Origin of the sequence: Rhodopseudomonas pseudopalustris (genome assembly GCF_900110435.1) — a bacterium.
Lineage (GTDB): Bacteria > Pseudomonadota > Alphaproteobacteria > Rhizobiales > Xanthobacteraceae > Rhodopseudomonas > Rhodopseudomonas pseudopalustris.
This window is the reverse complement of sequence record NZ_FODT01000004.1, coordinates 183955-196101: the sequence shown is the minus strand read 5'-3', so window position 1 is coordinate 196101 and position 12147 is coordinate 183955. Positions and strand designations below refer to the sequence as shown.

Annotated in this window: 9 protein-coding genes; 6 read left to right on the top strand and 3 right to left on the bottom strand. The window is 64.9% G+C overall.

Features of this window, described 5'->3' with window-relative positions; genetic code table 11:
- Positions 1-10: 10 nt before the first annotated feature.
- Positions 11-1246 (top strand): ABC transporter substrate-binding protein, encoded by a 1236-nt coding sequence (locus BMY71_RS09750; RefSeq protein ID WP_011502317.1) that lies wholly within the window; start codon positions 11-13, stop codon positions 1244-1246.
- A 266-nt stretch (positions 1247-1512) separates the two neighbouring features.
- A complete protein-coding gene (locus tag BMY71_RS09745) occupies positions 1513-2793 on the top strand; it encodes a glycerate kinase type-2 family protein (RefSeq protein WP_092683398.1) in 1281 nt (426 codons plus the stop codon).
- Positions 2794-2950: 157 nt separating this feature from the next.
- On the opposite strand, the gene BMY71_RS09740 is transcribed toward BMY71_RS09745, so the two are convergent.
- On the bottom strand, positions 2951-3460 hold the full coding sequence (locus BMY71_RS09740; RefSeq protein ID WP_139202618.1) for a DUF3124 domain-containing protein: 510 nt from the start codon (positions 3458-3460) through the stop codon (positions 2951-2953).
- Between the two features lie 123 nt (positions 3461-3583).
- Between BMY71_RS09740 and BMY71_RS09735 the strand changes: the two genes are divergently transcribed.
- The gene (locus tag BMY71_RS09735; RefSeq protein WP_092683396.1) at positions 3584-5308 is read left to right on the top strand and encodes a cation:proton antiporter; all 1725 of its coding nucleotides are present in this window, start codon (positions 3584-3586) and stop codon (positions 5306-5308) included.
- A gap of 21 nt (positions 5309-5329) precedes the next feature.
- On the opposite strand, the gene BMY71_RS09730 is transcribed toward BMY71_RS09735, so the two are convergent.
- Positions 5330-7735, bottom strand: coding sequence for a bifunctional diguanylate cyclase/phosphodiesterase (locus BMY71_RS09730; RefSeq protein ID WP_011502313.1), 2406 nt, complete (start codon positions 7733-7735; stop codon positions 5330-5332).
- Between the two features lie 173 nt (positions 7736-7908).
- Positions 7909-8427 carry a MarR family winged helix-turn-helix transcriptional regulator gene (locus tag BMY71_RS09725; protein ID WP_092683394.1) on the bottom strand — a complete coding sequence of 173 codons (519 nt, stop codon included), beginning with the start codon at positions 8425-8427 and terminating at the stop codon, positions 7909-7911.
- A gap of 170 nt (positions 8428-8597) precedes the next feature.
- Here BMY71_RS09725 and BMY71_RS09720 point away from each other — a divergent pair, with 170 nt between their 5' ends.
- From BMY71_RS09720 to BMY71_RS09710, 3 genes are read left to right on the top strand one after another with little or no spacing between them, the layout of a single operon-like run.
- The gene (locus BMY71_RS09720; RefSeq protein ID WP_011502311.1) at positions 8598-9638 is read left to right on the top strand and encodes a branched-chain amino acid ABC transporter permease; all 1041 of its coding nucleotides are present in this window, start codon (positions 8598-8600) and stop codon (positions 9636-9638) included.
- A 5-nt stretch (positions 9639-9643) separates the two neighbouring features.
- A complete protein-coding gene (locus BMY71_RS09715; protein WP_092683392.1) occupies positions 9644-11413 on the top strand; it encodes a branched-chain amino acid ABC transporter ATP-binding protein/permease in 1770 nt (589 codons plus the stop codon).
- On the top strand, positions 11410-12129 hold the full coding sequence (locus BMY71_RS09710; protein ID WP_092683390.1) for an ABC transporter ATP-binding protein: 720 nt from the start codon (positions 11410-11412) through the stop codon (positions 12127-12129). The genes BMY71_RS09715 and BMY71_RS09710 overlap by 4 nt, the downstream gene beginning before the upstream one ends.
- Positions 12130-12147 lie beyond the last annotated feature (18 nt).

Genomic DNA, 12147 nt, shown 5'->3' with positions numbered 1-12147 from the left:
GGAAACTCTGATGTCGGCACTCTCCCGATCAATCGCGACTCTGGCAACCGCTGCCCTTCTGTCCGCCGCTGGCGGCCAAGCGATAGCGCAGAAAAAATACGGCCCCGGCGCCAGCGACACCGAAGTCAAGATCGGCAACATCGTGCCCTATAGCGGCCCGGCTTCGGCCTATGGCAGCGTCGGCCGGGCACAAGAAGCCTATTTCAAGATGATCAACGACAAGGGCGGCATCAACGGCCGCAAGATCGTCTACATCTCCTACGACGACGCCTATTCGCCGCCGAAGTCGGTCGAGCAGACCCGCAAGCTGGTCGAGAGCGACGAAGTGCTGTTCATGTTCAGCCCGCTCGGCACGCCGTCCAACACGGCGATCCAGAAATACCTCAACGTCAAGAAGGTGCCGCATCTGTTCCTGGCGTCGGGCGCCACCAAATGGAACGACCCGAAGCACTTTCCGTGGACGATGGGCTGGCTGCCGAGCTACCAGAGCGAAGGCCGGATCTACGCCAAATATCTGCTGAAGGAAAAGCCGGGCGCGAAGATCGCCGTGCTGTATCAGGGCGACGATTTCGGCAAGGACTATCTCAAGGGCCTGAGGGATGGTCTCGGCGACAAGGCGTCCTCGATCGTGGTCGAAGACAGCTACGAACTGACCGAGCCGACCGTCGATTCCCACATCGTCAAGATCAAGGCAGCGGCGCCCGACGTGCTGGTGATCTTCGCCACGCCGAAATTCGCCGCGCAGACCATCAAGAAGGTCGCTGAACTTGCCTGGAAGCCGATGATGATCGTGCCGAACGTCTCGGCCTCGACCGGCAGCGTGATGAAACCCGCCGGCTTCGAGAATGCCCAGGGCATCGTCTCCGCCTCCTACGCCAAGGACGCCACCGACAAGCAGTGGGAAAACGACCCCGGCATGAAGGAATACTACGACTTCCTGGCGAAGCACGCGCCGCAGGCCAGCCGCGCCGATTCGTCGTTCACCACCGGCTACAACATCGCCGAAACCGTCGCGATCCTGATCAAGCAGTGCGGCGACGATCTCACCCGCGAGAACGTGATGAAACAGGCCGCCAACCTGAAGGACATTCAGCTCGGCGGGCTGCTGCCGGGCATCAAGCTCAACACCAGCGCAACCGATTTCTCACCGATCGAACAGCTGCAACTGATGCGGTTCGAGGGCGAGAACTGGAAGCTGTTCGGCGACGTGATCGAAGGCGAAGTCGCCGCACCGACCGGCGGCTAGAGCTTTTCCGGTTCTGATAGAATCAGAACCGGAGCTCTCACTTTTTGTTCTGACGCGTTTTCTTCACGCGAACCGGTTTCCACTTCGCTCGAAAACGCTCTAGTCACGCCTTCTCTAACAGCCTCGTCATTCCGGGGCGCGAGCGCAGCTCGCGAACCCGGAATCCCGAAGTTGTCGACCGCCAGAGATTCCGGGTTCGGGCGCAAGCGCCCGCCCCGGAATGACGGACGTCTTGCCGCGCCGCGGCCCGCCTGCCACAACGGGCCATGACCGACCAACGCCCCCTGCTCCGCGCGATGTTCGACGCCGCCGTCGCGGCCGCGCATCCGGACAGCATTCTCGCCGCGCATCTGCCGCCGCTGCCGCCCGGCCGGATCATCTGCCTTGCCGCCGGCAAGGGCGCAGCCGCGATGGCTGCCGCCGCCGAACGGCACTATCTCGACGCGCTCGGCCTCGCATCGTCGCGGCTGATCGGCATCGCCACGACCCGCCATGGCCATCGCGTGCCGACACGCGCCATCGAGGTGATCGAGGCCGGCCATCCGATGCCCGATGCGGAAGGCTTGCGCGGCGCCGAAGCGAGCCTCCGACTGGCTGAAAGCGCGACCGCAGACGATCTGTTGCTGGTGTTGCTGTCGGGCGGCGGATCGGCGAACTGGATCCTTCCGGCCGAAGACATCACGCTGGCGCAGAAGCAGCAGACCACGCGGGCACTGCTGCGCTCCGGCGCGCCGATCGGCGAGGTCAACACCGTCCGCAAGCATCTGTCGCGGATCAAGGGCGGCCGCCTCGCCCGCGCTGGCGCCCGCGCCGCCGGGATCGTGACGCTGGCGATCTCCGACGTCCCGCGCGACGAACCCTCCGCCATTGCCTCCGGGCCGACGGTTCCCGATCCGACAACGCTGGCCGACGCCCGCGCGCTGGTGGCGCGCTATGCCCTCGATATCGACGATGCGGTGCGCGCCGCGCTTCATGACCCGCGCAATGAAAGCTGCAAGCCGGGCGACCCCGCCTTCGCCCGAGCGCGCTTCGACATCATCGCGCGCCCGCGGCAATCGCTCGACGCTGCGATCCAGGTTGCGCGCGAGGCCGGCTACGCAATCGTCGATCTCGGCGCCGATCTCGAAGGCGAAGCCCGCGACGTCGCGGCGGCTCACGCGAAGCTTGCGCGCGACGCCCGAGCGGCAGGCAAGCGGCTGGCGATCCTGTCTGGCGGCGAATTGACGGTGACGGTGCGCGGCCTAGGTCGCGGCGGCCCGAACCAGGAATACGCATTGGCGCTGGCGATGCATCTCAAAGATCTGCCGGACGTCGCCGCGCTCGCCGCCGACACCGACGGCGCCGACGGCGGCGCCGGCAACGCCACCGATCCCGCCGGCGCGCTGATCGACGCGCAGACCTTTGCGAGGATGGATAGTCTGAAGCTCGATCCCGCCGCCGCGCTCGCCGACAACGACGCCACCGCCTTCTTCGAAGCCACCGGCGACCTGCTCGTCACCGGCCCGACGCTGACCAACGTCAACGATATCCGGGTGATCTTGGTTTAGCTGCTGCCGGCGGGCGATGAGAAGCAGCTACAGCCAGAGATCGATATCTCGACGCGGGCCGCCTGGCATCACAGCACGCGCCAGCGTAACGCCTCCTCACCATCGGGGACAAACGCCGCAACGGGCTATCGGCCGCAGGAAGACGCGCTCTGAGGACTCAATCCTTGCCGGTGATCCGGATCGGGCGGCCCTGGGAGATGAAAGCGTAGTGACCGCTGGCGAAGCTGCCGAGCATCAGCGCTTCCATCACCGGCTCGGCGATCTCGCCGGACGCTGCCCAGTCGACAACGAAATTTGCGCCGGTGCCGCCGCGGACGTCGAGGTTGGGGACGAACGCCTCGATCGTGGCGAACGGCTTCAATGCCACCGGCGCCTTGAGATAGCTTTCGACCATCTTGCCGGAGCCGTCGAAATAGGCGACGCGTCGGATCACGAGCGGCTTGGTCTCGGAGGCGTTGTGGATGCTGAGCGTCACCGAAAAGTCCGCGCGCGCCTTGCCCTGGCTGAGCGACACGCTGGAATAGGCCGGCACATAAAATGAGCCGGCCACGTTCAGCGGCTCCGGCGCTGTGGTCAGCGCCCCCGCGAAGGCCTGCTCGATCCCAGGCCCGGCGCCGCGCCCCTGCGCCCAGCCCTGATCGGCCGACACCAGAAACAGGCCAACCATGACTGCGGCGACTCGCCCGCCGACACCAATCCGGCTGATCGAGCAAAGGTTTCGACTTATGTCTTTCAGAGCCATGTCATTACCTCTATTGTGCCGCCCGGCACTTCAACGGCGGCCGAGGGTATGCACGAACTGATTCGCGACATCACGCTGTGCATCCTGTTCGCCTGGATGCTCGGGCTGTCGGCGCATTTTTTCCGTCAGCCACTGATCCTCGCCTACCTTATCGCCGGCTTTGCGATCGGTCCATTCGGCCTCGGTCTGGTGCGATCGCAGGACTCGATCTCGGTGATCTCCGAGCTCGGTTTGATCTTCATGCTGTTCATGATCGGACTCGAGATCGACCTGAAGAAGGTCGTCCGCGCCGGCAGCGTGATTCTGGTCGCCGCCGGCGGACAGTTGATCGGCGGATGCCTGCTCGGCCTCGCGTTCTTCGTCGGCATCGGCCTGTCGATCGGCGGCGGACAGTTCGACGCGGTCTATCTCACCGTCGCCTGCGCGCTGTCCTCCACCGTCATCATCGTCAAGGTGCTGTACGAAAAGCGCGAGCTCGACACCCTGCCCGGCCGGCTCACGCTCGGCGTGCTGGTGCTGCAGGACATCTTCGCGATCCTGTTCCTGGCGGTGCAGCCGAGCCTCGCCGATCTGCAGGTCAGCGTGCTGCTGCTGTCGATCGGCCGCGTCGCCGTGCTGGTGGCCACGGCTCTCGTGCTGAGCCGCTACGTGCTGCCCTGGCTGTTCCACCGCATCGCGCGCACGCCGGAGCTTGTGCTGCTCGGCGCGCTGGCGTGGTGCTTCCTGATCGGCGAGATCGCCGAGCGGCTGCATCTGTCGCGCGAGATGGGATCGCTGGTCGCCGGCGTGTCGCTGTCGACCTTCCCCTATGCGCTCGACGTCACCGCCAAGGTGACGACACTGCGGGACTTCTTCATCACGCTGTTCTTCGTCGCGGTCGGCATGACGATCCCGATCCCGAACGGGTCGGTGATCATGCTGGCGCTGGCGATCGCCGCGTTCACGGTGGTGAGCCGCGTGGCGACCACCTTCCTGCCGCTGTATCTGATGCGCCAAGGCCTGCGCGCCAGCCTGCTGCCGGCGCTGAACCTGGCGCAGATCAGCGAGTTCTCGCTGGTGGTGATCCAGACCGGCATCGCCGCCGGCCACATCCGCACCGAGACCGCGAGCGCCGCGTCGTTCGCCTTCGTGTTGCTGGCGGTGCTGTCGACCTTCGTCATGGTGCGCAGTGATCCGATCACCCGCCGCGCGATCCGCTTGCTGAAGGCGCTCGGCCTGCGCGATCTCGACCACAGAGCGGCCGATCCCGAGGACGAGGCCAGCCACGGCGCGGTGCGTCGGATCGTGATCCTCGGCTTCTTCCGCGCCGCCAGCGCGCTGATCAGCGAGATTGAGCGCCAGAACGAGGAGCTGTTGAAGCAGATCAGCGTGATCGACTTCAATCCAAACGTCTATCGCACCCTCGTCGCGCGCGGCATGCACGTCATCTACGGCGACATCAGCAGTGCCGACACGTTGCTGCACGCCGGCGTCGGAAAGGCCGAGATCATCATCCTCAGCGTGCCGGATTCGCTCTTGAAAGGCGCGACCAACGAGCGGCTGGTGCGCCACGTCCGGGCGCTCAATCCGAACGCGCGGATCATCGCAACCGCGGATCTTCTGGCGGATGTCGCTACGCTATACGCGGCCGGCGCGAATTACGTCACGGTGACCCGGATCAGCGACGCAAACGAATTGTTCAGCGCGATCGAGGCCGCCGATAACGGCCTGCTCGACGACAAGCGAGCCGCGTTCGACGCCCGCCTCGCCGAACGGCGCGAAGTTTTGCCGTAGCGCCGACCGCCGGGCGGTCGATCAGACCGCGATCGACGCAGGCGTCGCGCTCTCAGCACTGGTCAAATCGCGATATGCCGCGGCCGGCGCAGGATGGCCGATCAGATAGCCCTGGAATTCGTCACACCCCAGAGCGACCAGGAGTTCGAATTGCGCGTTCGTCTCAACGCCCTCGGCGATGACAGACAGGCCGAGGCTGTGCCCGAGCCCGATGATCGCCCTGACGATCGCCCGCGACTGCGGATTGCTGCCGAGCTGCGCCACGAAAGTTCCGTCGATCTTGATCTTGTCGAACGGAAACGCCTGCAGATATGACAATGAAGAGTAGCCGCTGCCGAAATCGTCCATCGCCAGATGCGCGCCGAGATCCCTGATGCGGCGCAATTGGCTCATCGCGCGGCCGTCGTCCTGCATTAGGACGCCCTCGGTGATCTCGACGTTCAGGCGGCCCGGACTCAGCCCGGTCTCGAACAAGATCGACAGGATCATCGACGCCACGTCGCCGCGTCGGAAATCGATCGGCGACAGATTGACAGCGATCGACAGCGGCCTGTCCCACGACGCCGCCTCTCGGCAGGCCGCACGCAGGATCTGCTCGTCGATTCCGCTGATCAGCCCGGTCTCTTCCGCGAGCGCGATGAAACGCGCCGGCATCACCAGACCGCGGTTCGGATGACGCCAGCGCCCCAGCACTTCAAAGCCGACGACCTCCCCCGACGCCGTCACCTGCGGCTGGAAAAACGGCTCAAACTGTTCGGCCTCGACCGCCTCGATCAGTTCCTTGTGCAGCATACGCTTCTCGCGAAGGCTGGCGTCGAGCGTCGTTTCGAAGAACCGGAACGAGCCCCGCTGGTCGGCCTTCACCCGATAAAGAGCAGCATCGGCGTTCGCGATCAACTCTTCCGCGCTGCTGCCGTTGTCCGGATAGATCGCGACGCCGATCGAGCACCCTCCCTTGACGGCGCCACCTTTCAACTGGAAATCCAAATCGAACGCTCGGACGATCCGCCCGCACAGCTCTTCCGCGGCTCTCGGCTGGACGCCCTTTTCTACCACGATCACAAATTCGTCTCCGCCGATCCGGGCGACAAATGCGCCATCGCCCGCCGCGGTCAGCCGCCGCGCGACGTCGCGAAGAAACGCGTCGCCGGCGCCGTGCCCATAGACGTCGTTGATCTCCTTGAAGCGGTCGAGATCGACACAGATCGCCGCAAAACTCGACCGCGTCGCCTTGGCGCGAAGGATTGCTTCTTCGAGGTGCCTGTCGAAGGCGATTCGGTTTGGCAATTGCGTCAGGGCGTCGTGATGCGCCAGAAAGTCGATCCGGGCGCGGTTCTGCACCCGCTCGGTACAGTCCTCATGCGTGATGACCCATCCGCCATTGGCGATCGGCTGATAGGTGACGTGAATCTTGCGGCCATCCGGAAGCGCGGTCATCCAGTCCGCCGGAATCCGCTCGGCGATCGCCGCCGACAGATGCCCACAATGCGCGTCGACATCGCTGGGGCTCGTCCCCACCGCCGTCTTCAGATGCAGCAGACGATCGAGATCGTCGCCGCTCCTGATATCGCTTGCGCGCAGATTGTACATCTCCAGATACTGCGAGTTGAACAGCTGCACCCGACCACCGACATCGAACATGCACAGGCCTCGGCCCATATTGTTGAGGGCGACGTCGAGTTGCATACTACGCTCCGCGACCCGCCGATTGCTCCGACGATCGACCAGAGCGACGAGCAGAGCGGCAACGGCGATTGCGCCGGTCACGACAGCGATCGTCAGACACAGCGTCAGCGGCGAGATTCGACCGGTGGCGTCGTAGATCTGGATCGGGCGCAGAACGTCCATCGCGCCCATGGCGATGAAGTGATGTGAGCCGATCGCAAGCGCCAGTAGCCCAGCAGCGCCGGCCAAAGACCGCAGCGTCTCGCCACGCTGCGCGAGGGCGACCGCGCCGACCGACAGCGACAGTCCGAACAGAAGCGCGACGGCGACGAGGTCCCAATCCCACAGGGTCGCGAAATTGAGCGACGTCACGCCCATGAAGTGCATCGCGGCAATGCCAGCGCCGACCAATCCACCGCCGACGACCGTCGTCCAACGCGCTTCCCCGTAGGCCGCAACCGACAGACCGAGCGTAGCCATCACGGCGGCGACGATCAGCGAAGCGATCGTCAGACTGAAATCGAAATCGAAGTCGAACCCCGGCAGATAGGCCAGCATCGCGATGAAGTGGGTCGACCAGATGCCGACGCCGGTGACTACGCCGGCGGTGAGCAGCCAGGACAGGTTCGGCCGTTCGGTATCGCCGCGTGCGCGCTGATACAGATTGACGGCAGCGAGGCTGGTGAGAAAGCCGACGAGCCCGGCGACCAGAAGCAGTCGCCAGTCATGCTGTGTTTCGAGACAATTCCATACTCTGAGCATATCAATTCCGCCACCTTCCACCAACCGAGCTACCGTCGATGGACTACGCATCACTTAACGCACCCCGGCACCATTGCGAGTCGTCATGCATAGCGTTACCACGTCGTGAAGCGGAACCCGAAACACGCCCATATAACTTACGAAATCTGGAATATAGCTACCGCCGAGAGGCCTTAGAACTCGCGCGCAATCTTCGCGAGCATCGCCAATAGCGCAACGCGATTGTCCTCGCCGAGCAGTTCACTAAGTCGCGCCTCGTGGCGGGTCGCCACCAGTTTCTTGGCCCGCATCAATGTGGCGCGGCCGTGGTCGGTCAGCATCAGGATATGAGAACGGCGATCGTTCGACGATCGCGTGCGCTGGCACAGGCCACGACTTTCCAGCGCATCAAGCATCGCTACGAAGTTCGGCCGCAGGATGCCGAGAGTGGCGGCGATCTCGGTCTGATTGCGGCCCGGATTGTTGTCGAGCAGCAGCAACACCGAGAACTGCGCGGGCGTGAGCTGCACCGGCGCGACGCATTGCAGGAAGTCTTCGAACACCCGTAGCTGAGCCCGCTTCAACGCGTAGCCGAGCAACTGCGCGAGCTCACCCATCATCAACTCGCCGGCGACGGACGCAGGCTCGGCGAGCGTTTCCTTACGCGCGGCCCGGGGCGGCTTGGCGATTGGGGTGACTTTGGGAACGGTCATCGCCTTGGCTCAAGTTCTGATCGATTGCGGCAGCCCGATCCTGCACGCGGGCCTTGAGCTTATACCTAATAATTGTTATTCAACATATCAAAATGCCGGCGCAGAATTCAACTGCCTGGTGGGCGTGCGGCGGCGCTGCCGCAGTCTCGCACGTGAGGGGGAGCGTCCGTTTGAACACCACCATCTTGCTGTTCCTGCTGCAGGACGGCATCACCAACGGTGCAATCTACGCGCTGCTCGGGCTGGCGTTGGTGCTGGTGTTCGCCGTGACGCGGGTGATCCTCATTCCGCAGGGCGAATTCATCACTTTCGGCGCATTGACCTATGCGACGTTGTCCGCCGGAGGCGTTCCGGGCACCGCTCAGCTTGCGATGGTGATGGGCATTGTCGCCTTCTGCTTCGAACTGTTCAGGGTGCGAAAGTCGCTGTACGCCGGCAAGGTGATGCGGACCGCGCTGATCTATCTGGTGTTTCCGGCAGTCGTGCTCGGTCTGGCGATGGTGCTGCCCGGCACCAGGCCCGGCGTCGCCGTCAACATCGCACTGTCGCTGGCGATCGTCGCCGCGATCGGGCTGTTTCTATATCGCATCGCGTTTCAACCGCTTGCGCACACCTCGGTGCTGGTACTGCTGATCGCCTCCGTCGGCACCCATCTCGCCTTGCAGGGCTTCGGACTGGTGTTTTTCGGCGCTGAGGGCCTTCGCGGTCCGCCACTGTCCGACGCTGCCGTCACGATCGGGCCGTTGCGCTTCACTGGCCAGAGCATCGCGGTCTACGCCATCACCATCGCGCTGATGGCGGCGCTGTGGCTGTTCTTCGGCTACACCCGCACCGGCAAGGCGCTGCGTGCCACCGCGGTCAACCGACTCGGTGCCCGCCTCGTCGGCATTCGCACCTCGCTGTCGGGCCAACTCGCCTTCCTGCTCGCTTCGGTGATCGGCGCGATCTCCGGCATCCTGATCGTCCCGATCACAACGCTCTATTACGACACCGGATTCCTGATCGGCCTGAAGGGCTTCGTCGCCGCGATTATCGGCGGCCTGGTCAGCTATCCGCTCACCGCGGTCGCGGCGATCGTGGTCGGCGTCGTCGAGGCTTTCTCATCGTTCTACGCCTCGAATTTCAAGGAGGTTATCGTCTTCACGCTGATCCTGCCGGTGCTGGTGCTGCGCTCGCTCGCCGCCCCCGCGGTCGAAGAAGAGAAGGATTGAGCGCGATGCCGAGGTGGCTTCCGATCGCATGGTTCGCCGCCGTAATGGCGGCGCTGCCGCTGATCCCCGGCATTCCGCCGTTCTGGATCGTGCTGCTCGACAATATCGGGCTCGCCGCTTTGGTGGCGATGGGGCTCGTGCTGCTGACCGGCGTCGGCGGCCTCACGTCTTTCGGCCAGGCCGCGTTCTGCGGCTTCGGAGCCTACACCACCGGCTATCTGACCACGGTCTACGGCGTCTCGCCCTGGCTGACACTGCCGCTCTCGCTCCTCGTCGCCGGCGCCGCCGCGGTGCTGCTCGGGCTGATGACGGTGCGACTGTCGGGGCACTATCTGCCGCTCGGCACGATCGCCTGGGGCATCTCGCTGTATTATCTGTTCAGCAAGCTGGATTTCCTCGGCCGCAACGACGGCATTTCGCGTATTCCACCGCTGTCGATCGGCACGGTGCAGATGTTCGATCCAGAGACGATCTACTTCGTGATCTGGGCGATGGTACTGATCAGCGCACTGCTGACGATGAACCTGCTCGACAGCCGCACCGGCCGCGCCATCCGCGCGCTGCGCCGCGGCCATATCGCCGCGGAGGCGTTCGGCGTGCAGACCGCGCGGGCGAAGCTGTTGGTCTTCATCTACGCCGCGGTGCTGGCCGGCCTGTCCGGCTGGCTGTATGCGCACTTCCAGCGCAGCGTCAATCCGACGCCGTTCGGGCCGCAGGCCGGCATCGAGTATCTTTTCATCGCCGTGGTCGGCGGCGCCGGCTACGTATGGGGCGGCGTGTTGGGCGCCGCAATCGTCATTGTCCTGAAGGAAGTGCTGCAAGGCTATCTGCCGATGGTGTTCGGCGGCCAGGGCCAGCTCGAGATCATCGTTTTCGGCATTCTTCTGGTGGTGCTCCTGCAGCTCGCGCCGGGCGGCGTCTGGCCGTGGCTGAGCAACCTCATTCCGCTCAAGATCCGTCGGCCGCGCATCGATCCGGCTGCCACGCTGGCGCCGCGCGAGCGGACGCTCGCGGAAACCGGCACGCTGCTGAGGGTCGAACGCGCGCGAAAACAGTTCGGCGGCGTGATCGCTGTCAACGACGTCTCGTTCGACGTCCACGCCCGTGAAATCGTCGCGTTGATCGGGCCGAACGGCGCCGGCAAGTCGACAACCTTCAATCTGATCACCGGCATCCTGACCACGACCGGCGGCACGATCGAACTGCACGGCAGGCCGATCGACAATACCCCGCCGCAGCAAGTGGTGAAGCTCGGCATCGCCCGCACTTTCCAGCATGTCAAGCTGGTGCCGGACATGACCGTGCTCGAGAACGTCGCGATCGGTGCGCATCTTCGCGGCCATTCCGGCGCGCTGAGCAGTATGCTGCGGTTCGACCGCGCCGACGAGGCCAGGCTGCTCGCCGAAGCGACCCGCCAGATCAAGCGGGTCGGCCTCGCCGCTGAAATCGATCAGCTTGCGGGCTCGCTGTCGCTGGGCCAGCAGCGCATCGTCGAGATCGCCCGCGCGCTCTGCGCCGATCCGGTGCTGCTGCTGCTCGACGAGCCGGCCGCCGGGCTGCGCCACATGGAGAAGCAGCGCCTCGCCGCGCTGCTGCGGCAGCTTCGCGACGGCGGCATGTCGGTGCTGCTGGTCGAGCACGACATGGGCTTCGTGATGGATCTGGCCGACCGCATCGTCGTGCTCGATTTCGGCACGCGGATCGCGGAAGGCACGCCCGCTGCGATCAGGACCAATCCCGAAGTGATCAAGGCCTATCTCGGAGCCCTGGCATGACCGCGCTGCTCCAAGTGTCCGGCGTCTCGGTGTCCTACGACAAGGTCGAAGCAGTCCGTTCGGTCGACCTCGAGGTGCGTCCGCGCGAGATCGTCACCGTGGTCGGCGCCAACGGCGCCGGCAAGACGACGCTGCTCAGCGCCGTGATGGGCGTGTTTCCGCTGAAGGGCAGCGTCACCTTCGACGGCCAGAACATCGCCCGCCTCGACATCGAGGACCGCGTTGCAGCCGGCCTGTCGCTGGTGCCCGAGCATCGCGAGCTGTTCGCCACCATGACGGTCGAGGACAATCTCGAACTCGGCGCGTTCCGAATCGCGAAAGCCATCGCGGCAGTCTCGCAGGAACGGGTCTACTCGCTGTTTCCGCGGCTGAAGGAACGCCGCAAGCAGCTCGCCGGCACGCTGAGCGGCGGCGAGCAGCAGATGCTGGCGATGGGTCGCGCACTGATGGGCGCTCCGAAGCTGTTGATGCTCGACGAGCCGAGCCTCGGCCTCGCCCCGATCATCGTCGCCGACATCTTCCGCATCATCGGCGAACTGCGCGAGGCCGGCGTCTCGGTGCTACTGGTCGAGCAGAACGCCAAGGCGGCACTGCAGATCGCCGACCGCGCCTACGTCATGGAGCTCGGCGAATTCGTGCTCAACGGCCCCGCTTCCGATGTCGCGGCCAACGAGCAGGTGGTGGCGAGCTATCTCGGATTCTCGCCCCCGGCGTAGCGCGGTCGAGCCGGCCCT